This window comes from Paenibacillus sp., assembly GCF_035645235.1.
Taxonomy (GTDB): Bacteria; Bacillota; Bacilli; order Paenibacillales; family YIM-B00363; genus Paenibacillus_AE.
In genome coordinates, this window is record NZ_DASQMZ010000119.1 from 1 (window position 1) to 23,580 (window position 23,580).

The 23,580-nt window shown below is 61.8% G+C and carries 24 protein-coding genes; 14 read left to right on the forward strand and 10 right to left on the reverse strand.

Annotated elements, in window-relative coordinates; all coding sequences use genetic code 11:
- The first annotated feature begins 13 nt into the window (after nucleotides 1-13).
- The 4 genes from VEZ38_RS10790 to VEZ38_RS10805 all read left to right on the forward strand — a co-directional run bounded on the left by VEZ38_RS10790 (nucleotide 14) and on the right by VEZ38_RS10805 (nucleotide 3,543).
- Nucleotides 14-538, forward strand: coding sequence for an ADP-heptose synthase (locus VEZ38_RS10790; protein ID WP_324893365.1), 525 nt, complete (start codon nucleotides 14-16; stop codon nucleotides 536-538).
- 198 nt (nucleotides 539-736) lie between these two features.
- A complete protein-coding gene (locus tag VEZ38_RS10795) occupies nucleotides 737-1,750 on the forward strand; it encodes an ABC transporter substrate-binding protein (protein WP_324893366.1) in 1,014 nt (337 codons plus the stop codon).
- Nucleotides 1,751-1,817: 67 nt separating this feature from the next.
- A complete protein-coding gene (locus VEZ38_RS10800; RefSeq protein ID WP_324893367.1) occupies nucleotides 1,818-2,747 on the forward strand; it encodes an ABC transporter permease in 930 nt (309 codons plus the stop codon).
- Nucleotide 2,748: 1 nt separating this feature from the next.
- Entirely contained in the window at nucleotides 2,749-3,543 is a 795-nt protein-coding gene (locus tag VEZ38_RS10805) for an ABC transporter ATP-binding protein (RefSeq protein ID WP_324893368.1), read from the forward strand.
- Nucleotides 3,544-3,599: 56 nt separating this feature from the next.
- Here the strand turns inward: VEZ38_RS10805 and VEZ38_RS10810 are convergent, their stop codons facing one another.
- From VEZ38_RS10810 to VEZ38_RS10830, 5 genes are read right to left on the reverse strand one after another with little or no spacing between them, the layout of a single operon-like run.
- Nucleotides 3,600-4,613 (reverse strand): YpdA family putative bacillithiol disulfide reductase, encoded by a 1,014-nt coding sequence (locus VEZ38_RS10810; RefSeq protein ID WP_324893369.1) that lies wholly within the window; start codon nucleotides 4,611-4,613, stop codon nucleotides 3,600-3,602.
- 31 nt (nucleotides 4,614-4,644) lie between these two features.
- Complete coding sequence (locus VEZ38_RS10815) at nucleotides 4,645-5,079, reverse strand: cobalamin-dependent protein (RefSeq protein WP_324893370.1); 435 nt, start codon at nucleotides 5,077-5,079, stop codon at nucleotides 4,645-4,647.
- Nucleotides 5,076-6,617, reverse strand: a complete 1,542-nt coding sequence (locus VEZ38_RS10820) for an acyl-CoA mutase large subunit family protein (protein ID WP_324893371.1) — start codon at nucleotides 6,615-6,617, stop codon at nucleotides 5,076-5,078. The genes VEZ38_RS10815 and VEZ38_RS10820 overlap by 4 nt, the downstream gene beginning before the upstream one ends.
- A gap of 14 nt (nucleotides 6,618-6,631) precedes the next feature.
- On the reverse strand, nucleotides 6,632-7,156 hold the full coding sequence (locus VEZ38_RS10825; RefSeq protein WP_324893372.1) for an isoprenylcysteine carboxyl methyltransferase family protein: 525 nt from the start codon (nucleotides 7,154-7,156) through the stop codon (nucleotides 6,632-6,634).
- Nucleotides 7,153-8,253 carry a type III polyketide synthase gene (locus VEZ38_RS10830; RefSeq protein ID WP_324893373.1) on the reverse strand — a complete coding sequence of 367 codons (1,101 nt, stop codon included), beginning with the start codon at nucleotides 8,251-8,253 and terminating at the stop codon, nucleotides 7,153-7,155. Before VEZ38_RS10830 ends, VEZ38_RS10825 begins: the two co-directional genes overlap by 4 nt.
- Before the next feature lie 166 nt (nucleotides 8,254-8,419).
- Here VEZ38_RS10830 and VEZ38_RS10835 point away from each other — a divergent pair, with 166 nt between their 5' ends.
- Genes VEZ38_RS10835 through VEZ38_RS10845 form a run of 3 tightly spaced genes read left to right on the forward strand, consistent with a single transcriptional unit; the run spans nucleotide 8,420 to nucleotide 11,160 of the window.
- Nucleotides 8,420-8,938, forward strand: a complete 519-nt coding sequence (locus VEZ38_RS10835) for a protease (protein ID WP_324893374.1) — start codon at nucleotides 8,420-8,422, stop codon at nucleotides 8,936-8,938.
- Nucleotides 8,939-8,966: 28 nt separating this feature from the next.
- A complete protein-coding gene (locus VEZ38_RS10840) occupies nucleotides 8,967-10,505 on the forward strand; it encodes a flotillin family protein (protein WP_324893375.1) in 1,539 nt (512 codons plus the stop codon).
- Entirely contained in the window at nucleotides 10,492-11,160 is a 669-nt protein-coding gene (locus VEZ38_RS10845; protein WP_324893376.1) for a PspA/IM30 family protein, read from the forward strand. The genes VEZ38_RS10840 and VEZ38_RS10845 overlap by 14 nt, the downstream gene beginning before the upstream one ends.
- 56 nt (nucleotides 11,161-11,216) lie before the next feature.
- Here the strand turns inward: VEZ38_RS10845 and VEZ38_RS10850 are convergent, their stop codons facing one another.
- The 3 genes from VEZ38_RS10850 to VEZ38_RS10860 form a co-directional block, all read right to left on the reverse strand.
- A complete protein-coding gene (locus VEZ38_RS10850) occupies nucleotides 11,217-12,104 on the reverse strand; it encodes a TIGR03943 family putative permease subunit (RefSeq protein ID WP_324893377.1) in 888 nt (295 codons plus the stop codon).
- Between the two features lie 13 nt (nucleotides 12,105-12,117).
- Nucleotides 12,118-13,137 carry a permease gene (locus tag VEZ38_RS10855; protein ID WP_324893378.1) on the reverse strand — a complete coding sequence of 340 codons (1,020 nt, stop codon included), beginning with the start codon at nucleotides 13,135-13,137 and terminating at the stop codon, nucleotides 12,118-12,120.
- 93 nt (nucleotides 13,138-13,230) lie between these two features.
- Nucleotides 13,231-13,485: a DUF2533 family protein gene (locus VEZ38_RS10860; RefSeq protein ID WP_324893379.1), complete on the reverse strand. Its 255-nt coding sequence runs from the start codon at nucleotides 13,483-13,485 to the stop codon at nucleotides 13,231-13,233.
- Nucleotides 13,486-13,580: 95 nt separating this feature from the next.
- On the opposite strand from VEZ38_RS10860, the gene VEZ38_RS10865 reads away from it, so the two are divergent.
- The 3 genes from VEZ38_RS10865 to VEZ38_RS10875 are packed head-to-tail and all read left to right on the forward strand — an operon-like array spanning nucleotide 13,581 to nucleotide 16,319.
- Nucleotides 13,581-14,315: a ZIP family metal transporter gene (locus VEZ38_RS10865; RefSeq protein ID WP_324893380.1), complete on the forward strand. Its 735-nt coding sequence runs from the start codon at nucleotides 13,581-13,583 to the stop codon at nucleotides 14,313-14,315.
- A gap of 29 nt (nucleotides 14,316-14,344) precedes the next feature.
- Entirely contained in the window at nucleotides 14,345-15,673 is a 1,329-nt protein-coding gene (locus VEZ38_RS10870; protein WP_324893381.1) for a M48 family metallopeptidase, read from the forward strand.
- Entirely contained in the window at nucleotides 15,654-16,319 is a 666-nt protein-coding gene (locus VEZ38_RS10875) for an alpha/beta hydrolase (protein WP_324893382.1), read from the forward strand. Before VEZ38_RS10870 ends, VEZ38_RS10875 begins: the two co-directional genes overlap by 20 nt.
- Here VEZ38_RS10875 and VEZ38_RS10880 read toward each other — a convergent pair.
- Nucleotides 16,202-16,633 carry a hypothetical protein gene (locus VEZ38_RS10880; protein ID WP_324893383.1) on the reverse strand — a complete coding sequence of 144 codons (432 nt, stop codon included), beginning with the start codon at nucleotides 16,631-16,633 and terminating at the stop codon, nucleotides 16,202-16,204. The two genes, VEZ38_RS10875 and VEZ38_RS10880, sit on opposite strands and share 118 nt — an antisense overlap.
- A gap of 215 nt (nucleotides 16,634-16,848) precedes the next feature.
- On the opposite strand from VEZ38_RS10880, the gene VEZ38_RS10885 reads away from it, so the two are divergent.
- The 4 genes from VEZ38_RS10885 to VEZ38_RS10900 all read left to right on the forward strand — a co-directional run bounded on the left by VEZ38_RS10885 (nucleotide 16,849) and on the right by VEZ38_RS10900 (nucleotide 21,668).
- Nucleotides 16,849-17,835 carry a Gfo/Idh/MocA family oxidoreductase gene (locus VEZ38_RS10885; protein ID WP_324893384.1) on the forward strand — a complete coding sequence of 329 codons (987 nt, stop codon included), beginning with the start codon at nucleotides 16,849-16,851 and terminating at the stop codon, nucleotides 17,833-17,835.
- A 41-nt stretch (nucleotides 17,836-17,876) separates the two neighbouring features.
- Nucleotides 17,877-18,800 carry an aldo/keto reductase gene (locus VEZ38_RS10890; protein ID WP_324893441.1) on the forward strand — a complete coding sequence of 308 codons (924 nt, stop codon included), beginning with the start codon at nucleotides 17,877-17,879 and terminating at the stop codon, nucleotides 18,798-18,800.
- A 69-nt stretch (nucleotides 18,801-18,869) separates the two neighbouring features.
- The gene (locus VEZ38_RS10895; RefSeq protein WP_324893385.1) at nucleotides 18,870-19,799 is read left to right on the forward strand and encodes an RluA family pseudouridine synthase; all 930 of its coding nucleotides are present in this window, start codon (nucleotides 18,870-18,872) and stop codon (nucleotides 19,797-19,799) included.
- 165 nt (nucleotides 19,800-19,964) lie between these two features.
- Nucleotides 19,965-21,668, forward strand: coding sequence for a putative bifunctional diguanylate cyclase/phosphodiesterase (locus VEZ38_RS10900; protein WP_324893386.1), 1,704 nt, complete (start codon nucleotides 19,965-19,967; stop codon nucleotides 21,666-21,668).
- On the opposite strand, the gene VEZ38_RS10905 is transcribed toward VEZ38_RS10900, so the two are convergent.
- Nucleotides 21,644-23,491 carry an LTA synthase family protein gene (locus tag VEZ38_RS10905; protein ID WP_324893387.1) on the reverse strand — a complete coding sequence of 616 codons (1,848 nt, stop codon included), beginning with the start codon at nucleotides 23,489-23,491 and terminating at the stop codon, nucleotides 21,644-21,646. The genes VEZ38_RS10900 and VEZ38_RS10905 overlap by 25 nt on opposite strands.
- Between the last annotated feature and the right edge of the window lie 89 nt (nucleotides 23,492-23,580).

Genomic DNA, 23,580 nt, shown 5'->3' on the forward strand with positions numbered 1-23,580 from the left:
AGGAGGGCGCCTGATGAAACGGCGTTTTGTCATCGAAGCGGTCATGGCGGCCATTTACGGAGAGATTATGGTCCCGAACCGTCCGGTAGAATATTTGCTTCCGTATTCCACCGTGCAAGAGCTTTACGATATGAAAGAAAACTCGGAGCCCGTCATGCCGGACCCGGCGGACGACGCGCACGTGAAGAAGAAAATCCTGGAGATGATCGCGTTCTTCGAGGATTCGTTCAACCGCAAGAAGATCGAGCGCGCGTTCCCGGCGCCGTGGAAGACGAGCTTGCCGCTCGTCGTTAACGAGAACGTGACGTTCCTCGTCGTCAATTCGATCGAGAACGCGCAATACGGGGAGACGTTCGACCCGATCGAGACGGAGCTCCTGTTGACGTCGCTCCGCGAACAGGTGCCGATTCTTACCGATCAATTGGATTTCCTCGAGCGGGTCATCGAGCATGAGGTGCCCGTTCAAGTGTTCGACATCGAGGATTTTGAATACGCGCTAGAAGCAGACGAGCAAGTGGAGGATTCGAAGACGACGTAATCCAAGACGGCCGGGGAAATTCCCCCGGCCGTCTTGCTGTTCGTACTTATGCAGCATGTCGCAGAACGCGCTCGAGCGCGCACATATTCTTCCAATATATGGAACTATCATTCAATTCGTTGATTCATATTGACGTTAAACTAGGGTCAATATACAATGTGAGATAATGTTTTCATACATATCGAGGGGGATTTCCGAATGAAAAGGAAAACGACGGCTGTATGGTTGGCCGCAGTTGCGGCGTTAGCGCTTGTAACCGGTTGCGGCGGGGGAAATACGTCCGGCAGCGGCGGAAAGGTGTATAAGATCGGCATTTCGCAAATCGTGGAACATCCGTCGCTCGACGCCACGCGGGAAGGTTTCCTTGCAGCCTTGAAGGATGCGGGGCTCGTGGAGGGCGAAAATCTCGAGGTCGACTATAGCAACGCGCAGGGCGATAACTCGACGAACGCGACGATCGCGCAAAATTTCAAAGCGGACAAGAAGGATCTCGTGCTCGGCATCGCGACGCCTTCCGCGGTTGCGCTCGCGGATGCGATCGAAGACGCGCCGGTCATCTTTACGGCGGTCACCGATCCGGTCGGCTCCGGTTTGGTGGAAAATCCGGAGAAGCCCGGCGGCAACGTAACGGGCATCTCGGATACGCATCCGGAAGAAATCGAGAAGCTGATGGAGTTCATCGCGACGCAATTCCCGAACGTGAAGACGGTCGGCACCGTCATCAACGAAGGGGAGCAGAACGCGGTCGTGTCGATCGAGCGGGCGCAAGCGGCGTTGGACAAGCATAACGTGAAAATCGAGAAGGCGGCGGTCACGAACAGCTCCGAAGTCAAGCAAGCGGCGGAGTCGCTCGTCGGACGCGTCGATGCCATCTATGTACCGAAGGATAATACGGTCGTATCCGCTTTCGAGGCGGTCGTCGGGGTGGCGAACGACAACGACCTTCCGTTGTTCGTAGGCGATATCGACTCGGTGAAGCGCGGCGCGTTCGCGACGTACGGATACGAATACTATGACATCGGCTACACGACGGGCAAGATGGCGGCGGATATATTGCTGAACGGGAAAAAACCGGGCGACGTGCCGGTCGGTTTCCCGGAGAAGTTGGATTTGTATTACAGCGAAGCGTCCGCCGCGGCGCAAGGGATCGAAATTACGCAAGTAATGAAGGACTTGATCACAGACGAGGCGACGCAAGTCATCAAAGAATAGCACGGCAAAGACCGGTCGGAGTGACCCGCTATGCGGGCCACTCCTGCCGTTTTTCGGAGGGGTACGCATGTCGATTATACTTTCTTTGCTCGGGTCGATCGTCGGGTCGGTGGAGTTAGGTCTGCTATACGCCATTATGGCGCTTGGGGTGTATTTGACGTACCGGGTGCTCGATTTCCCGGATTTGACGGTGGACGGCAGCTTCACGACGGGGGCGGGCATCGCGGCCGGCATGATCGTGGCCGGTTATTCTCCTTGGCTGGCGACCGTCGTCGCGTTCGTCGGCGGGCTGGCCGCCGGCGCGGTGACGGGCTTGCTGCATACGAAGGGCAAGATCAACCCGTTATTGTCCGGCATTCTCATGATGATCGCGCTCTATACGATTAACTACCGCATCATGGGACGGCCGAACATTCCGTTGTTGAATCAAGACACCGTGTTTCCGGACGGGGAGCTGTTCCTGAACGCCACTTACGCCTTGTTACTGGCGCCGGTCGTCGTGATCGTGCTCAAGCTGCTGCTCGATTGGTTTTTGAAGACCGATCTCGGCACCGCGATTCGCGCGACGGGCGACAATCCACGCATGGTGCGAAGCTTCGGCGTAAACACCGAGCATACGATCGTTACGGGCGTCAGTTTGTCCAACGGCCTTGTCGCGGTGGCGGGCGCGTTCGTCGCGCAGTATCAAGGCTTCGCCGACCTGCAGATGGGCATCGGTATGATCGTGATCGGACTTGCCTCCGTCATCATCGGCGAGGTCATCTTCGGGGTCCGTTCGATCTTTCGGACGACGCTCGCCGTTATTCTCGGCGCGGTCGTGTACCGGATCGTGATCGCGCTCTCGATCCGCTACGGGCTCGAAGCGTCCGACATGAAGCTGATGACGGCGCTGATCGTTACCGTCGCGCTCATCGTGCCGATGGTGAACGCGCGCCGAAGGGCGCGGCAGATCGGCCGCAGGCGCGGCATGGAGCTGTACGAGGAGGCGGGCAAATAATATGTTGACGCTGCAGAACGTCACGAAAATTTTTTATCCGTACTCCGCCGACGAGAAGATCGCGCTCTCGAACGTGACGTTGACGCTGGAAGAGGGCGACTTCGTCACGGTCATCGGCAGCAACGGCGCCGGGAAGTCGACGCTCATGAACGTCGTCTCCGGCGCGCTCGTGCCGGAGCTCGGCACGGTGACGATCGACGGCACGGTCGTCAACGGCCTCTCGGAGCACGAGCGCAGCCGATGGATCGGCCGCGTGTTCCAGGATCCGATGGCCGGGACGGCTCCGCATATGACGATCGAAGAAAACCTCGCACTCGCGCATCTTCGCGGCGGTCCGAGAGGGCTTCGCCAAGGCGTGACGCGGGAGAAGCGAGCGATGTTCCGGGAACGGCTGAGCAGTCTCGGACTCGGGCTGGAGAGCCGCTTGACGGCGCGCGTGGGTCTTCTATCCGGCGGGGAGCGCCAAGCGCTCAGCTTGCTTATGGCGACGTTCACCCAGCCGAAGGTGCTGCTTCTGGACGAGCATACCGCGGCGCTCGATCCGTCCCGGGCGGCGCTCGTGACGGAGCTGACCGACGCGATCGTGCGCGGAAGCCGACTTACGACGCTGATGGTGACGCATAACATGGAGCAGGCGATACAGCTCGGGAACCGCCTCATTATGATGGACAAAGGAAAAATCATCCTCGACATCGGCGGGGAAGAGAAGCGGTCGTTGACGGTCGCTTCGCTGCTCGAGCGGTTCGCGGCGATTCGCGGCGAACGGCTGGCCGACGATCGCGTCGTGTTGGGGTAGGTTCATACCAAAAGGAAGACGCGCTCCGGGGCTGCCCGGCGGCGCGTCTTCTTTGTTTACGCGTTATGTTCCTTTGGAGCATCGAACCCATCGCATCGCCTCGCGGCGAGCATGTGGCGCACGATCTTAGTGCCATGGTGGCGGCCCGTCTCGATGAACACCTCGTTGGCGTCTTCCCCGGAGGCGACGACGCCGGCAACGTAAAGCCCCTTGACCGTCGTCTCCATCGTCTCCGGGTCGTACACGGGAGCGCCGGTGTCCGGCTTCGTCTCGGCTCCGGCTCCGCCAAGCAGCGTTCTGTCCGGTCGGAACCCGGTCAGCGCCAGCACGAAGTCGGCTTCCGTCTCCGTCGCGGCGCCGTCTTCCGATTCGATGGCGACGAAACCCGGTCGGATGCCGACGACCCGGGAGCGGTACAGCATGCGGATCGCGCCCTTCGCGACCGCGCTCTCGAACAGCGGGCGCACCCATGGCTTTATTTTCTGCTTTCCGGCGTCCCCGCGGTAGACGACCGTCGGGGCGGCGCCGACGCGGGCAAGCTCCATCGCCGCGTCTACGGCCGAATTGTTGCCGCCGATAATCGCGACCTTGGTGCCGGCGTACGGATGCGCCTCGGTAAAGTAATGGGAGACATGAGGCAGATCCTCGCCCGGGATGCCGATGCGGTTCGGCCGATCGAAATACCCCGTCGCGAGGATAACGGCTTTCGCTTCGTAGAACGCCTTGATCCCTTGCCGCTCCGTCTCGACGAGAAACCATCCTTCGGCGGTTTTATGGATGAGCGTCGCTTCCTCGTACGGCCGGATACGCAGCTTCCGCCGCTGCGCGACGTTGCGGTAATATTCGAGCGCCTCCCGGCGCGTCGGCTTCTCGTGGGGCGTCGGGAACGGATAGCCGCCGATCTCGAGCAGCTCCGGCGTGCTGAAAAAGTGCAAATGCGCAGGATACCGGTAAATCGAATGGACGATGTTGTACTTTTCGATGACGACGGCGTCGATGCCGGCGTCCTGCAGCGCGATCGCCGCCGCCAGCCCGCACGGTCCCGCGCCGACGATGATGACTTCTTCCATGGCGAACCTCCCGGTCGGATAAGGATATACGTTATCCTACCTCATTTCCGCCGAAAGCGCCACGCGCCGGCGCCGCCAGCGCCTCGCGAAGAAACGCCGCGGCTTCGGAGGCGGGGCGGTGGGGACCGAACACGGCCAGAAAGCCGGCCGCTCGCAGCGCCGCCTCGTCGGCAGCGGGGATGATGCCGCCGGCGACGAGCGCGCCGCGCCAGCCGGCTTGCGCAAGGGCCGCCGACACCCTCGGGAATAACGATAAATGCGCGCCCGCGAGCGACGATAACCCGACGCAGTCGGCCCGGCACGCGACCGCCAGCGCGGCGATCTCCTCCGGCGTCCGACGGAGGCCGGAATACCGGACGTCGAACCCGTCCTCCCGAAGCGCCCTGGCGACGACGAGGGCGCCGCGGTCGTGCCCGTCGAGTCCGACCTTGGCGATCAGGACGACCGGTTTGCGGATCGTCGTCATAGGCAGCCCACTTCCTCGCTCACAGGCTCTCGATATTCGCCGAACTCGGCGGCCAGGGCGCCGTACAGCTCCCCGATCGTACAGCCGCTCGCGGCCGCGACGGCCATCGCGGGCATAACGTTCTCGCCGCGGCTCGCGCAGGCGAGCACCTGCTCGACGGCGCGAGAGGCATCGTCTTCGCTGCGTTCCTCCCGGCGGCGCCGAACGGCGTCCCGGGCGCGACGCTCCTCCTCCGCGGCGGCCGCGGACCGCGAAACTCCGCGGCGGGTCGCTGCGGCATGCAACGGGACGTCCGCGTATTTGTTTACGCCAACGACGACGCGTTCTCCCCGCTGGACGGCGACGTAGTCCCGATACGCAGCCTCTCGAAGCCGCGACTGAACGAAGCCGGTTTCGACCGCCCGCACAGCGCCGCCTTGCCGTTCGACCGCTTCGATCCAAGCGAGCGCCTCCGCCTCGAGCCGATCGGTGGCCGCTTCCACCTCATACGCTCCTGCGAGCGGATCGATATGCTTCGCGATGCCGGATTCGAAGGCGATGATTTGCTGCGTTCGCAGCGCGAGCGCGGCGGAAGAAGGGGTCGGCAGCCGCAGCGCCTCGTCCTTGGCGTTCGTGTGCAAGCTTTGCGCGCCGCCCAAGACGGCCGCGAGCGCCTGCAGCGCCACGCGCACCACGTTGTTGTCGGGCTGCGACGCCGCGAGCTCCGAACCGGCGGTTTGCGCGTGAAACTTCATGCGCCACGACTCCGGCCTCTTGGCGCCGAACCGCTCGCGCATGAGCTTCGCCCAAAGCCGGCGGGCGGCCCGAAATTTGGCGGCTTCCTCGAGCAGGTCGCAGCAAGCCGCGAAGAAGAACGACATGCGGGGCGCGACATCGTCGATCGAGAGCCCGCGGCGCACCGCGGCTTCCGCGTAGGCGAGTCCGTTCGCGAGCGCGAAGCCGATCTCCTGCGCCGCGTCCGCGCCGGCCTCGCGCAGGTGGTACCCGCTGACGCTGACCGGATGCACGCGAGGGAACGCGCGGCAGCCGAATTCGATCGCGTCGACGGCCATGCGCACAGACGGCTCCGGCGGCAGCCGGTAAAGGTTGCGGGCGGCGTATTCCTTCAGCATGTCGTTTTGGATCGTCAGCCGGAGCTCCCCCGGGGGAACGCCGCGCTTCGCGGCGGCCCCCGCCGCGAACGCGAACATGGCGGGCGCCGTCGCGTTGACCGTCATCGAGAGGCCGACGCCGTCGAGCGGAACGCCGCGGAGAATCGTCTCGAGATCGGCCTGCGACGCGACGGAGACGCCGGTCTTGCCGACTTCGCCTTCCGAGCGCGGATCGTCGGGGTCGTAGCCGAGCTGCGTCGGCAAATCGAAGGCGATGGACAGCCCGGTTTGTCCTTGGGCCAGCAGCCGCTTCAGCCGCCGGTTCGTCTCCCGCGCCGTGCCGTACCCGGCATATTGCCGCATCGACCAAAGCTTCGCCCGATACATCTCGGGATAGATGCCGCGCGTGAAGGGATAGGCGCCGGCGTGTTCTTCGCGTGGTTCCATCGGATCGCCTCCTCTCAGATTCGGGCGGATGCCGCGAGCAACGCCCGTTCTTCGACGGCGATGCGCCGGCGCAAGACGAGCAGGTTAAGCAGCGGAAAGAGCAGCGCCGCGAAGACGCAGCCGAACAGCAGCGGGAAGCAAACGAACTCCAGCGTAACGATCGCGTAGTTCGGGTGGCGGAGCCAGCGGTACGGCCCGCGGCGGATCGGCCGCATGCCCGGGACGACGAAGATGCGCGTGTTCCAATACATGCCTAGGGTGCGGATGCACCAAAGCCGGGCGGCTTGCAGCAGCAGGAACGCGGCAAGCGTCGTGGCGAACCAGGGCGGCAGGCGATCCGGCGTACGGAGCCCGTACTCGAGCAGCGCCCCGGCGAAGAAACAGACATGCAGCGCGACGATCGCCGGATAATGCGAGGCGCCGACCTCGTAGCCGCCGGCGCGGCGGATGCGCCCGGCGTTGCTTCGGGCGAGACGGAGCTCCCAGACGCGCTGCGCGACGACTGCGCCGAAGCCGAACGCAACCCATGCATCGATCATACCTTACCTCCTTCGGCAGAGCCGGAATTGAATTCCAACAGGAGCATTTCGGAGCTGAAGCCCGGACCGAGCGCGCCGGCGATGCCGTGCGAGCCGTTCCTCGGACGCGATGCGGCGCCGTATGCTTCTTCCAGAACGAATAACAGGGTCGCGGACGACATATTCCCGTACCGGCGGAGCACGCGTTCCGAGGCGTTCAGCGCTCCGGCGCCGAGGCCGAGCGCCGCTTCGTACGCCTCCAGCACCTTCTTTCCGCCCGGATGGAGCGCGAACGTTTCGACGTCGGAGTCGGCGAGGCCCCGCGGAGCGATCAGCCGGTCGACGATGCCGCGCATCGACTGCGAGACGAGCGTCGGGATGTCCTTCGAAAAGACGACCTTCAGTCCGTCGTTCGTGACGTCCCAGCCCATCACGTCGAGCGAATCGGGCCAAAGCTCGCTTCGCGTCCCGACGATGCGCGGCGCCGCCGTCTCGCCGCGCCGGAACGCCTCTTCGCCGACGACGAGCGCCGCGGCGGCGCCGTCGGCGAACAACGACGTCGCGACGAGGTTGCTCTTCGATGCATCGTTGCGGATGAACGTCAAGCTGCATAGCTCGACGGCGACAAGGAGGCAACGTTCCTTAGGGAAAGCCTTCACATACTCATAGGCGCGGGAGAGGCCCGCCGCGCCTCCGGCGCAGCCGAGGCCCCAAATCGGCGTGCGCTTCGCGTCGGAGCGAAAGGAAAGCCGGTTGCACAAATAAGCGTCGATGCTCGGCGTGGCCGTTCCGGTCGTCGTGACGAGAAGGACATGGTCGACGTCGGAGGGTTCGACACCCGCGCCGGCGAGACAGCGTCGAACCGCGCGCTCGGCGAGCGCCGCGGCTTGTTCGACGAACAGCCGGTGCTTCTCCTCCGCCGTGTGCGGCACGAGAAACCATTCGAGCGGCACGCAGAAATGGCGCGTTTCGATGCCGCCGTGCTCGAAAATCGGAAGCAGCCGATCCAGATGCGGGACGCGGGAGCCGAACATATGGCGCACCGCTTCCTGCACGTCGGCTTGGGGCACGCGATATTCCGGCACGGCGGTGCCGAAGGCGGCGATGTAAGCGCACATAATCGGGGACACCTCGATGCTTCGTTTCGTTTTCCTAAGGTTGCCTAGTCGATGGTCGGAATATGCAACAATACCAAACATTTCTTTTCATGAAACGTTTCGCCGTTTCTAGGCGTATATGTTAGTGACGAAACGTCTTTGGCGGCATGCGAAGGGGGCGGACGGCATGACTGAGCTGTATTGGATTTGTTTTCTCGGCGGCGCGGCGTTCGCGGTCGCGCTCGTATTGTTCGACGCGGTCGCGGGCGGGTGGATCGACGGCGTGCTGGACGCGCTCCCGGACGCGCTGCATCCGATCGCGGTCGTCGGCGGCATCGTCGCCTTCGGAGGCGCCGGCATCCTGCTCTCGACCTACACGCTGCTCGGCGCGTTCGCGACGGCCGCAGTATCCGCGGCGGCGGCGGCGCTTCTGGCTGTCGGCTTGTTTTTCTTTTACGTCAAGCCGATGAGCGAGGCGGAGCATTCGATCGCGTATTCGATGCAGGAGCTGACGGGGAAAATCGGAGAGGTTTCGGTTCCGATTCCGGTCGGCGGGTACGGCGAGGTCGGCTTTACGTTCGGTCACGGCATGGTGTATCACATCGCGGATACGAGCGAGCGCGAGCCGCTTCCCGCGGGGGAGAAGGTGCTCGCGATCGAAGTGAAGGACGGCGTCGTTACCGTATGCCGCTGGACGGAAGACTGAGCCTATACATAAAAGAGGAGGAATACGGATGGATTTCTTAATGCAAGCCGGCTTGTTCGTCCCGGTCGTGGTCGTCGGCGTCATCGTCTTGCTCGGTTTGGCGTTCTGGGCGCGGTATAAGACGGTGAGCCCCGACGAAGCGATGGTGGTGACCGGATCGATGCTCGGCAGCAAGAACACGCTCGTCGACGAATCGGGACGGAAAATTAAAATCGTGCGCGGGGGCGGCGCGTTCATCTGGCCCATTTTCCAGAAAGCCGAATTCCTCTCGTTATTGTCCCACAAGCTGGACGTCTCGACGCCCGAAGTGTATACGGAGCAGGGCGTGCCGGTCATGGCGGACGGCGTGGCGATCATCAAGATCGGCGGCACGACCGAGGACGTCGCGACGGCGGCGGAGCAGTTCATGGGCAAGCCGACGGAGGCGCTCAAAGGCGAAGCCCAAGAGGTGCTGGAAGGTCATCTGCGGGCGATCCTCGGCATGATGACGGTGGAAGAGGTGTACCGCAACCGCGATAAATTCGCGCAAGAGGTGCAGGGCGTAGCGGCCAGAGATTTGAAGAAAATGGGGCTGCAGATCGTCTCCTTCACGATCAAAGACGTACGCGACAAGCACGGCTATCTCGACGCGCTCGGGAAGCCGCGGATCGCGGCGGTCAAGCGGGATGCGGAAATCGCGGAGGCCGAAGCGATCCGGGACGCGCGCATTCAGAAAGCCCGCGCCGACGAGGAAGGGCAGAAAGCGGAGCTGCTGCGCGATACGAACGTCGCCGAAGCGAATAAGGAGAAGGAGCTGAAGATCGCCGCGTTCCGCCGCGAGCAGGACGTCGCGAAGGCGGAAGCCGATCAGGCGTACCATATTCAAGAGGCGAAGTCGAAGCAGCTTGCGGTCGAGGAGCAGATGCGCGTCGAGCTCGTTCGCAAGGAACGGGAGATCGATATCGAGGAGAAGGAAATCTCGAGGCGCGAGAAGCAATACGACGCCGAAGTGAAGAAGAAGGCGGATGCGGATCGATACTCGGTCGAGCAGGCGGCCGAAGCGGCGAAGGCGCGGGCGATTCGCGAAGCCGAGGCGCTGCAATACCGGATCGAGGCCGAAGCGAGAGCGCATGCGGAGCAGAAGCGGCTCGAAGGTCTCGCGATCGCGGAAGCCGAGCGGGCGAAGGGCACCGCCGACGCCGAGGTCATCCGGCTGCGCGGTCTCGCGGAGGCGGAGGCGAAGGAGAAGCTGGCGGAGGCGTTCGCGAAATTCGGCGAAGCCGCGGTGCTCGACATTATCGTGAAAATGCTGCCGGAGCTCGCGGGCAAGGTGGCGGCGCCGATCTCGTCGATCGACAAGCTGACGGTCGTCGATACGGGGCACGGCGAAGGCGCGGCGCGCGTGAGCAATTACGTGACGTCGCTTATGGCAACCGCGCCGGAAATGCTGAAGAACGTCTCCGGCATCGACGTCGAAGGGCTGATCAAGGGCTTCACGCAAAAATCGCTTGGCGGCGGCAACCCGCCTGCGGCGCAAGCGGCGCTCGAGGCGGCAATCGGGAAGGAGACGAAGCATGGGGATCTTTAAACGGCTTCGCGATCTGTCGTTGTCGTCGCTCCATGAGCTGCTCAATCGAGCGGAGAATCCGCTGCTGCTTATGAATCAGTACGTGCGCGATATGGAGGCGGAGCTGTCGGAAGCGGAGGTCGCCTTCGCGAGGCAGGTCGCCGCGGAGAAACGGGCTCAGCACCTGTACGAAGAGACGCTGGAGCTTGCCGCGAAGCGGGAGCAGGGGGCGCTTGCCGCGCTGCGGGCAGGCGACGAGGCGCTTGCGAGACGGGCGATCGAGGACAAGAAGGAGCAGGAGACGAAGGCGGAGGCGTACCGCGCGCAATACGAAGCGGCGAAGACGGTGTCGGATGAGCTGCGTTCGCAGCTACAGGAGATGAAAGCCGAGCTTGAGCGGATGAAGCGCGAGCAGCGCGAGCTCGCCGCCCGCGCGGCCGCGGCGAAATCGCAAAAGCGCATGAACGAGGCGGTCGGCAAAATCGGACGCGGGAGCGCCGTCGCAGACTTCGAACGGATGAAGGAGAAGGTGACGGAGCTCGAGGCGGAGGCGGAAGCAAGCGGGATCGTCCGCGGGCAAACCCGCCGGCTCGACCGCGAGTTGGAGGCGCTCGGCAAGCAAGCCGAGATCGACGAAGAGCTTGAGCGGTTGAAGCGAAGCTTGGAGGCCGAATAACGAGGAAGACGGGGCGTCACTTCCGCTTTTGGCGGAGGAGACGCCCCGTCGTTCGTTTATTCGAGGATATCGTAGTTCGGATAGACGTAGGGGGTCGACGGCGTCTCGACCGGCGTGACGCGGGTCGCAGCGATCGAAGCGATCTCTATCCCGCCGTAATCGGTCGTGCGGATGACGCCCTCTACCGTGACCCATTGATCCTCGGCGAGCTTCGCCGCGTCCGGCCAGTCCACCAGGAAGCCGTAAGGCGTCGAGTCGGCGGAGCAGCATTCCATCGCAAGACGGGCGACGACGAACTGACGGTCCGTCATGTCCTCCTGTTTATAGACGAAGCCGACGATCTCCACGCGCTTGCCGAGGAACGCAGGGAGGAACAAGTCGATCGCGGTACTCGCTTCCAAATACGCGGAAGCCTCGATGACGATAGGATCCTGTAAATATAAGGACTCGGCGAACGAAGAATATTGTTTCTCGTACAAATCTTCGGAATAAAACATGCCTCCCTCGGTCGGGGCGCCGTTCGCGTTCGACGTCTTCTTCTCGGCGTCCGAATCGTCCGAATCGGCGACGGACAGCACGATACCCTTCTTATCGACCAGGTTGCTGCCCATGATCGTATCCGGGACGAACCAACCGAAAAGCAGGGGGGCCGCGAAGAGCAGGTAGGTCGCGACGTTGCGGAACGCCGATTTCGAGGGGCCGTGTTCGCAGCCGCAATCAGCGGCTTGCTCCCCCGACAGCGCCCGGAACGCGGCGAATGCGAAATAAACGGCGATCATCGACAGGGCGACAGCCGCCAGCTTGACGAAGGTTTCCATCTTCGGCGCGATGTAGAGGAGCAGCTTATCCGACCGGACCAGGTGAACGATGTAGAACGCGAAACCGCCCGTTAGCGCGGCGCGGAACGCATAATGCAGCGATAAGGAGCCTCTTGAACGATACATGGGGGTTTCCTCCTTAATCGATAATTAACCCTGTGATATAAGCACCGACCCACACCGCGGCAGCGACGAGCGCCGCCAGCGACGCGACGAATCGAGCCTTAAACACCGACAGCAGCATGAGCGTGCTCTTCAAATCGAGCATCGGCCCGAACACGAGGAACGCGACGAGCGAGGCCGGAGCGAACGTCGCGGCGAGCGAGGCGGCGACAAAGGCATCGGAGGTGGAGCAGATCGACAAAATATAAGCGAAGCCCATCATGAACGCATTCGCCGCCCATTCCTGTTCGGCGATGCCGACGAGCGCCGAACGCGGCACGAACGTTTGCATCAACGCGGTCAAGAATGCGCCGAAGATCAAGTATTTGCCCATATCGAAAAACTCGCCGGACGCGTGGTCGAACGTATCGAGCAGCTTCCCGGCGCCCCCGGAATTGTGTTTGCGCGCATGGTCGTGCGAATGGTCGTGCGCATGCGCCGGGGCCGGCTTCATCGGATCGTAACGGACCCACCGAAACACCGCTAATGCGACGACCGTGGCGACGGCGAAGGCGAGTCCCATGCGAGAGTACAAGACCGCAGGTTCGAAGCGGAACGCCATGTACGTCGCCGACCAGACCACAGGATTTAAAATCGGGCCGGCGAGCAAAAAAGCGACCGCCGCGTATACGGGCATGCCCTTGCGAATCAGACGCCTCGCGACGGGTACCATGCCGCATTCGCAAACGGGAAAGACGAATCCGAGCAACGCGCCGGCGCCGGCGCCGAGGATCGGGTGCTTGGGCACGAGCCTGCGAATGAAAGACTCCGGCACGAACACTTGAATAAGAGAGGAGACGAGTACGCCAAGCAAGATGAACGGGAACGCTTCGAGCGTGATGCTGACAAACATCGTCTTGAACGTCTGCACGTTCGGGTTTTCCATGATCGGCAGCGACCGAAGCGCCTCCGGATTCATGAGCAATACGATAAAAAAGCTGAGCAAAACGAGAGAGGCGAGGCCGAAGGCCCCGCGAACGGCGGGATGCGTCGTCATTCGATTTCCTCCGATCGATGAAGGGGCGCCAAGGGCGCGTCCCTCCCATTATACCAGAGTTTAATCGTAACGATTACAATTTATTTGCGAGGTTTACGAAGAAAAAGCGAATTGTTTCACCATTTCGATCGTAACATATTTTCTAGTGGGGGAAATTCCTTCCTTCGCGTGCGCGTTAATGAACGCCGTCGCTTCGTTAATCCGGTCTACGTCGAACGGCTCCCCGTTCCTGCATTTGCGTACGGCGTCTTCGATCGCTTGTTCCCGCAGCGCGTCCAGGCGCTCGAATTCGACAAGGTGCAGATGTTGTTTCCGGGAATGGGCGGTAATGGCTTCATGCACGTTCAAGGTACAGTCCCTCCATATTTTCAACCTATGATCTTCGATGGTACTATAGGAGCGAACGGACTGCAAACGAATCGAAACACCTAGGAGGCAACCGCATGCAAGACGTCCTCATCGGAAGCATCGTCTCGGCGCTCGCGACCGGTCTCGGGGCGGTGCCGATTTTGACGATGAAGGTGATTACGCACCGCTGGCGCGACATATTGCTCGCCTTCACCGCCGGCATCATGGTTTCCGCGACGATGTTCAACCTCATTCCCGTCGCGCTCGATTACTCGAATTTGATGACCGTCACGATCGGCATCCTGCTGGGTACGCTCGTCCTCAGCTTGATGGAACGGAATATGCCGCATATCGACCTCGCGCATGCGAAGTCGTCGACCGTTCAGTTCGATCAGAAGAGCATGCTCATTATTACCGCGATCACGCTGCACAACTTGCCGGAAGGCCTGTCCGTCGGCGTCAGCTACGCCAGCGAGAGCGCCGGGCTCGGCCCGCTCATCGCGCTTGCGATCGGACTGCAGAACGCGCCGGAAGGCTTCCTCGTCGCCTTGTTCCTGGTAACGCAGAAGGTGAAGAAGTTCACGGCGTTCCTGATCGCCACGCTGACCGGCACGGTCGAAATCGTAACGGGACTCATCGGATTCTTCTTAACGTCTTACGTATCGAACTTAGTGCCTTACGGCCTCGCGTTCGCGGCGGGAGCGATGCTTTTCATCGTGTACAAAGAACTCATTCCGGAGAGCCATGGCGACGGCCATGAGAGCGCTTCGACGTTTTCCTTCATTCTCGGCTTGATCGCGATGATCGCGATGATCGAATGGTTCGGGTAAATCCACAGAGGCGGTGAGTTACGGAACTTATGAATCGAAGCAACCATCGAAGCCCGCATCGGACGCCGCAGCGCAGCTCGAATCGTCAGCCGAATCGGAGCGTACTCGCGTTCCGTAGGTATATGTTGTTTTTCCTCGCCGCGACCGCGGCGATCCTCGCGTATTTCTGGCTCGCTTATCGAGAGCCGGTTCCGGCATGGGCGGAAGGTACGGCGGCGGACCCGCGCTCGTTCTTGTCCGTAGCGGACGCGGAGCGGGCGTCGTCGTACTCCATGCTGCGGGATTCGTTGTATTTCGTCGGTACCCTTTGGGAGTGGGGGATGCTGCTCTGGCTGCTAACGAGCGGGTATGCCCGCACGTTGTCGCAGCGTCTGAAGGCCGCGGTGCCGAGCGTCGTCGTTCGGTTTCCGCTGTATATCGCCGGCATCTCCGCGGCGCTCTTCGCGCTGGGTTTGCCGCTTCGGCTGTTATCCTACTCGATCGCGCGAAATTACGATGTCTCGACGTTGTCTTTCGGCGGCTGGTGGCGCGATCAATGGGTGCAGCTCGGCGTGGACACCGTACTTCTGCTTGCCGTCGGCGCGGTCGTCTTCGCGCTGGCGCGCAAAGGAGGGACGTGGTGGTTCCGGCTTTGGCTGCTGTCCATTCCGTTCCTGTTGTTTATGATGGTGATCCGGCCGCTCGCGATCGATCCGCTTTTCTATAAGTACGAGCCGTTGGCCGACCCCGCGCTCGAGCATGCCGTTTTGGAAATGACATCGAAGGCGGGCGTGCCGACGGATCGCGTATACGAGGCGAATTACTCGGAGAAGACGAACGCCATTAACGCATACGTGGACGGCTTCGGCCCGTCGCTGCGCATCGTGATCTGGGATACGGCGCTGCAGAAGCTGACCGCGGACGAAATCGTCGTGCTCACCGCGCATGAAGTCGCTCATTACGTCAAGCATCATCTGCAATGGAGCGCCGTCGGCGGCGTCGCGTCGATGTTTCTTCTGCTGTGGATCGGGAACAAAGCATACCGGGCGATATTGAAAAGGTGGCGGGCGTTCTTGTTCGTTCGTCATCCCGCGGATTGGGCGGGACTTCCGCTCATGCTGCTCGTCGTCTCCGTCTTATCGTTCGCGGCGACGCCGATATCGAGCGCCGTATCTCGGCACGCCGAGCTCGAAGCGGATCGGTTCGCGTACGCGCTTACGGGCGACGCCGACGCGGCCGTGACGTTATACCAAAAGCTTGCGAGCTCCTCGCGCGCCGCCGTTCACCCGCCGGCGTTGACGTATTGGTTCCGGTATACGCATCCGTCCCTCGGCAGCCGCATCGCGGAGGCGTTGCGCTATGAACGAGAACTCCCGTAGGCTGGCGCTGCTGACGCTCGGCGGCGTCTTTACGTCGCCGGATTTTATGGACGAGTTCCGGGAAGAGATGCGGCGCAGATGCGAACGGGCGGGGTGGTGCGCGACGGCACATTCGGTCATGCCTTACGGCGATTGGACGCTCCCGCGGATACGGCAGGCGGCGGAGGTAACGGTCGACGTGCTGTTTCCGGCGTTCGGCGGGAGGAGAGCGGCGTCCGAGGCCGCTCGGCTGCGGGAGCCGTCGAGGGAAGGGGCGGTCGAGGTCGCGCTGCTCGGGCACAGCGGGGGCGGCGTCGCGGCCGTCCATGCCGCGGCGGCGCTTGCGCGTACCGGCATACCGGTTCGTGCGGTCGCGATGATCGGTTCGCCGAAGACGCCCGTTCCGCAGAGCCTCCGGACGAGAACGGCCGCGTGGTCGCTCGCCGACGCGCGCGGCCGCATCCGGGATCCCGTCGCGAGGCTCGGGAGCTGGCTCGGACGCCCGCCGGCTCACACGGCGCGCCTGGCGCTGATCGGCGGGCACCGCGATTATTTCCGTTCGCGCTCTCCGTTCGTGAACGAGGCGGGGGAATCGAATTTGTCGGTGACGTCCGAAGCGGTTTGGCGATGGCTGCGGGAGCTCGAGCCGGCAGGGGGCAAAGAGTGAGGCTCCGCCATTGCCTCGGGAACGAATTTTCGAAGCTGCTCCCATTGCCCTTCCTTCCGCAAAATATACGCTTGACGCTCCCCGAAAATATCGTAGTGCGGATATCGGTCCCGATAATGGATGTATTGAGGCGGCAGCCCATGAGAGACGGCCCAGGCCCGCAGCCGCTCGATGTCGGCGCAGCCGACCTTCGTAACGGATTTCACGTCCGGGAAGGACGGGTGAATCCAGTAGTGCGTCAAGAAGGCGATGCGCCCTTCGGAAACTTGCCTTTTCCACTCCGTTACCTGCTCCCTCGTCACGCCGAACGCCATCGATTCATCCCTCCCAAGTGACAGCATCATACCTTATTTCCTGCAGGGCGACAAGCGCCGAGCCCGCGCTCGGCCGCGTTGCCCTGTTGTTGCGTACATATGAATATTGTGCTATCCAACCTCAAAAATGTTTTATTTCCTGTTCGTTTTTTTCTACTTATAATTTGAATATCGTCACAAGAAAGATTAGGATCACTTCGATGGGAGCGTGCGAAATGGAAGGGAAAATTCGATGGGGCATCTTGGGCTGCGCCGGCATCGCCGAGCGGGCGGTCATTCCCGGCATTCGCGGGTCGGAGACGGGCGTCGTCTCCGCGATCGCGAGCCGGACCGAATCGAAGGCGAAGGAGACGGCCGAGCGGCTCGACATTCCGAAAGCGTATTCTTCGTACGAAGCGCTGCTCGAGGACGACGAGATCGATGCGGTGTACATTCCGCTGCCGAACCATCTGCATTGCGAATGGACCGTGAGAGCGGCCGAAGCGGGAAAGCATGTGCTTTGCGAGAAGCCGATCGCCCTCGACGCGGCGGAAGCGGAGCGCATGGCGAACGCGTGCGCGGACGCCGGCGTCCTGTTTGCCGAAGCGTTCATGTACCGGCTGCACCCGCGGTACGATAAAATTCGGGAGATGATCGCCGCCGGCGACATCGGGGAGCTGCGCGGCATTCACGGGGCGTTCACGTTCAACGGCGCCGCGAACAAGGGCAACGTCCGCTTCGTGAAGGAGTGGGGCGGTGGTTCGATTTACGACGTAGGCGTGTACCCGATTTCGGCCGCTCGCCTCGTGACGGGGCTCGAGCCGGAAGCCGCGACGTGCCGCGCGTTGTTTTCGGCCGAGCACGGGGACGTCGACATGATGGCGTCCGGACTCGTCGAGTTTCCGAACGACGTCTCGCTCACGTTCGATTGCGGCATGTGGGCGGAATTTCGCAATACGCTAGAAATTCTCGGCACGGCCGGAAGAATCGAGGTGCCGCACGCCTTCATCGGGCCGCAGCAGATCGTCGTCCATAAGAAAGGCGAGCGGACGGAGCTGGAGATGCCGACGCTCAATACGTATTCGCTGCAGGCGGACGCCTTCGGCCGCGCGGTGCGAGGCGAGGCTTCGCTGCCGTTCTCGCCGCAGGACGCCGTAAACAACATGCGCGTCGTCGACGCGTGCTTGAAGTCCGCTCGGGAGCGGACGCGCGTAGTATTGTAATTCACGAGGAGGCTGACGATATGGCGGAGCAAGCAAGCACGATCGATTCGATTCGGTTGCCCGGCGTGGAACGCGAGGTATCTCGACTCATTCTCGGCACCGACTATTTCAAGCCGGAGCTGATGGAACGCATCGCGCCGATTATGGACGAATTCACGGCTATCGGCGGCACGACGTTCGATACGGCTCGCATCTATGCGGGCGGTCAGAGCGAGGAGGCGCTCGGACTTTGGATTCGGGAGCGCGGCAACCGAGAGCGCGTGAACGTCTGGACGAAAGGGGCGCATCACGACGCGAACGGTCCGCGGGTCAACAAGAAGGCGATCGACGACGATCTCGATAGAAGCCTCGAGACGCTGCAGCTCGATTATGTAGACCTCTACGCGCTGCACCGCGACGACCCGACGGTCGAGGTCGGGCCGATTCTCGAGGCGCTCAACGCGCATATCGAAGCGGGACGCGTGCGCGCCATCGGCGCTTCGAATTGGTCGTACGCCAGGCTGCAGGAAGCGAACGATTACGCGTCCGCCCACGGACTCGTCGGCTTCAGCTTCAGCAGCCCGAATTTCAGCTTGGCGCGGGCGAACGAGCCGTTCTGGGCGGGCTGCGTCTCGGTCGACGACGAGACGTGGGCCTGGCATCGGGATACGAAGCTGCCGCTCTTGTCCTGGTCGTCCCAGGCGAGGGGATTCTTTTCCGGAAGATATACCCCCGACAATCGGGAAAACGCGGACCTCGTGCGCGTCTTTTACAGCGACGACAACTGGGCGCGGCAGCGCCGGGCAAGCGAATTGGCGCAGCGCAAGGGCGTAACGACGATTCAGATCGCGCTCGCCTACGTCTTGAATCAGCCGTTCCCGACGTGCGCCTTGATCGGGCCGGCGAATCTCGACGAGCTCCATTCGTGCCGGGACGCGAGCCGCCTGGAGCTGACGGAGGAAGAAATCCGTTTCTTAGAGGGCTGATCGCGGGCGCTATGCTTCCGACGGGGCGATGGGTATAATAGGAACAAATCCATCGTAAGGAAGGCGCTTATGATTACTCGAACCGTCACCCCGTCGGAAAGCGGGAAGCGGCTGCATCGTTACCTATGCACGCTTATGCCGAACTATCCGCTCGGACAAATTTTTAAGATGATCGACCAAGGCAAGGTGCGCGTGAACGGCAAGCGCAAGAAACAAAATTACGAGATGTCCGCGGGCGACGAGCTGACGATCTTCGTCGACGAGGAGACGTTCGCGGCGTCCGCGGGCGCCGAGCGGAAGGCGAAATTCATCGGCGTGAAAGCGGACATCGACGTCGTATACGAAGACGACGAACTGCTCGTCGTCAACAAGCCGGCGGGGGTATTGACGCACCCCGATCAGACGGAGCAGAAGGACACGCTGATCACGCGTGTACACGCCTACTTGTATCGGAAGGATGCTCTCGACAGTCGTCTATTCTTGCCGGCTACCGCCAATCGGCTCGACCGGAACACAAGCGGACTCGTCCTCGTCGGCAAGACGGCGGGCATGCTGCACCGGCTGAACCAGTGGGTGCAGCGGCGAGAAATCGGGAAGTATTACGTGACGATCGTGCAGGGCGCACTGCACGGCGGAGGGACGATTTCCGCGAAGCTGGAGCGGGATTCGCGTTCGAACCGAACCGTCGTCTCCGCGAAGGAGGAGGCGATGGAAGCGACGACCCGGTACGAGGCGCTGCAAACGGCAAATGGGTATACGCTGGTCGAGATTGAGCTGGAGAGCGGTCGCACGCACCAAATTCGTTCGCATCTCCAAAGCCTCGGCCATCCGCTGCTCGGGGACGTGAAATACGGAGGCCGACCGTATGAAGGCGTGAATCATCAATTGCTGCACGCCTGGAAGCTCGTCCTGCCGGACGGCCGCGCCTTCACCGCGCCGCCGCCGTCCTTGTTCGGTACCATTTTAAGAAAGCTGCGCCTTTCCTTGCCCGAAACGTAACGTAACGGAGGAGCCGTCCCCGGTCATGGGTCGTGACCAGGGACGGCTTTTTTACGCGAAAAAATTGTCCAATGGAAAATTAACGGGGGAAACGGAAGGATTTCTGCTAGGTATGTCGAATAATGTCAAAATGAGTCAGTCATTGTCGGCAGAGGTGGAGCAGCGTTGAAGCAGGTTCAAATCTTATACGAAGCCTCGCAAGTCATCTTCAAGCATCTCGGCGAAACGCTCGATGCGAACGCGTTGTTCCTTGCGGAGAACGATACGCGCACCAATTGGATCGTCAGCGCGTGGAATCGGGACGAACCCCTTGTGAACGAAGGGGGAGCGCTGCGGTTCGAGCGAACGTATTGCAAAATCGTATGCGACAGGGACGGTCCCGTTTATATCCCGGATACCGCGGCCGAGCCGACGACGATGCACCTCGAGGTGACGGACGCGCTCGGTCCCCGGAGCTTCTTGGGCGTCCCCGTGTATCGAAGGGACGGAAGCCGATACGGGACGATCTGCGCCTTGGATCGGCCGAATCGGTTAGAACCGTCGGCCTTGCGGCACGTCGAACAAGCGGCCTTGTTTCTCGGGACGCTGATCGACTTGGAGGACAGCGCATATACCGACGAGCTGACCGGCTTATATAATCGCACCTATCTCGAGATGTTTTACGAGCATCTCTCCGCCGACGCGCCCATGTCCGCCGTATTTATCGATATCGACCGGTGCAAGCGCGTGAACGAGACGTACGGACGAGCGTTCGGCGACGCGTTCCTCGTCCGTTTCGCGGAGAGGCTTCGTCAGGCGGCGAGGGGCGTCGGGATCGCGGCGCGTTATGCCGGCGACGAATTCGTCGTCCTGTTGTTTCGCCGAAGCGAAAGTCATGTGTCGTCGTTCGCCGCGTCGGTGTACGAACAGCTGACGATGCCGTTCGACGTGTCGGGCCATTCCATGCAGGTGACCGTCAGCATGGGGATCAGCCTGGAGGGAGCGACGTTCGCCGATCATATGTTGCATGCCGACGCCGCAATGTATCAAATCAAGAAGAACGGCAAAGAAGGCATTGCCGCGTACGAGGTGCGGTTCGAGGGATTGATTTCGGAGACCGGGTTCCGCCGCGGCGTGAAATACAACAGCTTTGAAGTGCTATACCAGCCGATCGTGCATACGGAAACCGCGGAGACGGCGGTCGAAGCGTTGATTCGGCTGCGCCACCCCGAGATGGGCGTCGTCGGACCGGGCGCGTTCCTGCCGCATGCTATTCAGTCGGGCTACTTGGTCGAGCTGGACCTGCAGACGCTCCGGAATGCGTGCAGAAGCTTGCAAGGGCTGCGCGATTGGAGGCGGCGCGTCGCGAAGCTTGCCGTCAACTGCGATGCGCTGGCGCTGCGTCGACCCGATTTCCCGGCGCTCGTCGAAGGCGTCCTGGAAGCGACGGGGTTTCCGGCCGAGCGGCTGGAATTCGAGCTGAACGAGCGGATCAGCCTCTACGACGTCGACGCGATCGCCCCGCAAATCGGGCGTCTCAGGGAGCAAGGCGTTACGTTCGCGCTGGACGATTTCGGCTATGGCTATTCCACGCTCGGTCTCCTGCTGAAGCTGCCGGTTCAGAAAGTCAAGCTCGATCGCATGTTCGTCGAAGCGTTGCCGCACGACGAGCGGAGCCGGGCGGTCGTCGAGAGCCTGCTGGAGATGTGTCGCAAGCTGCGCCTTGCCGTCGTAGGGGAGGGCGTCGAGTCGGATGCCCAATTCCAAGCGTTGCGACGCCTCGGCTGTCCTTGGCTGCAGGGGTATCGTCTCGGCCGGCCGGTTCCGATCGAGGATCTGGAGGATACGCTGAACCGGGCGGCGGCTTACAGCTTGCGCGCCGGTTCGTAATAAAATCGCAGGAGATCGCCGTAGATGATCGAGTCGGACATCGTGAGCCGTTCGACGGCCGCCCGCTTATACGGCTCGCAGGCCGCAGCGTCGATGCGCTCCCCGGTTTCGCGCGCGTAACACCCGCTCTTCGTATATACCAGTTCGTCCGTCGCGAAGCTGCCGTCCCGGAAGACGACGAATTCGGGGCGGCCGGCCGCGAACAAATCTCGACCGAAGTAATAAGGGTCTTCCGGCTGAATGCCGAGCAGATGCAGCAGCGTCGGGTAAAGATCGATTTGCCCGGAGACGGTATGCAATTCGCGCCCCGGCACGCCGGGAATATGAATCAGGAGCGGCACGCGCTGGAGCTGCACCGAGTCGAACGGCGTGATGCGCTCCTTGCCGAGCAGCTGCGCCATCGATTTGTTATGCTTCGGCGAGATGCCGTAATGATCCCCGTAAAGCACGAAGACCGAAGACTCGTATAACCCCGCCGCCTTCACCTCCTCGAAAAATCGCTCCACGGCCGCGTCTAAATACCTCACCGTCGGAATGTATCGATTCAACGTTTTCGATTTGGACGTATATTCCGGCACCATCCGATGCGCTTCGTCGATCTCGAACGGGTAATGATTCGTCAGCGTAATGAGCTTCGCGAAGAAGGGGCGCGGCAGATGCTTCGCCATCTCGACGCTCTGCTCGAAGAAGGCTTCGTCGCTGAGGCCCCAGCCGATCGAATTCGAAGCGTCGACGGCGTACCGTTCTACCGAGTAAAACTTATCGTAACCCAAGGCCGTATACATGCGTCCCCGATTCCAAAACGAAGGATCGTTCGCATGGAAGGCGACGGGCGAATAACCGTGCCGCTTCAGCTGCTTCGGCAGCGAGCGGTACTCGTTCTGCGCGTGCGTAAAGAACACCGCTCCGGTCGGAAGCGGAAACAACGACGTATCGATCAGGAATTCGGCGTCGGACGTCTTCCCTTGGGCCGTCTGATGGTAAAAATTGCGAAACGAGAAGCTTTCTTTGCGCAGCGCGTTGAGGAACGGCGTCGTCTCCGCGCCGCCGATCCGCCGGTCCAGCATGAAGCTTTGCAGCGATTCCAGCGAAATCAGGAAGACGTTGCGCCCCCGGGCGATACCGAACGTCGACGTATCGACCGCATCGGGCGGCAGCGAAGCGAAATAATCGGCCGCCCGTTCGAAATCCGATTCTCGGGCAAGCGCTTTCCGGCTGCCCATCCGGGCATTCAGCACAGCGTCGTAAACATGGTAATTGTACGTGCCGATGCTGCGCACTAAGATTTGCCGATCGAACGCCCTCGTCAACAGCTCGGGACGAATGCTGACGGCCATCGAATAGTTTATGGACAGCAGGGACAACGCGGCGGCCGCGGCGGCGATCGACTTCAACCTCGACCAAGGGACGACGGTTTGCCGACGGCGCCAGCCGACGATCGCGATCAACGCGCCGTCCGCAAAGAGCAACGGATCCGACGGCTGCATCAATCCGAACACGCTTGCGCGAAGATCGCTCATATGATCCGACAGCAGCAATACGGGCAGCGTGATGAAATCGGAAAAGAACCGGTAAAAAATCAGGTCGGCGTACAATACGGCAGACGTTAAGAAGGCGGCGGCCACGAGCGCGAACCGGAGCCGCTTCGGGGACAGCAGCATGGCGAGCAGCCCGACGATCAGCACCGACGCCATCGGATTGACGAGCATGAGCAGCTCCTGCTTCCACCCGGCCACCGGGAGGGAGAAGCAAAGGCGTTGCGCCGCGTAAGATTTAAGCCAGATCGCCGATAACGAAAAATAAAGAAATCCGTTTTGTTTCAACCATCGCGCCCCCTGATCTTTGGGAAAATGACAGACGTTATCGTGCGCGGAGGCACCGGAAAATATTCCGCTTCCTTCCTTGGGATACT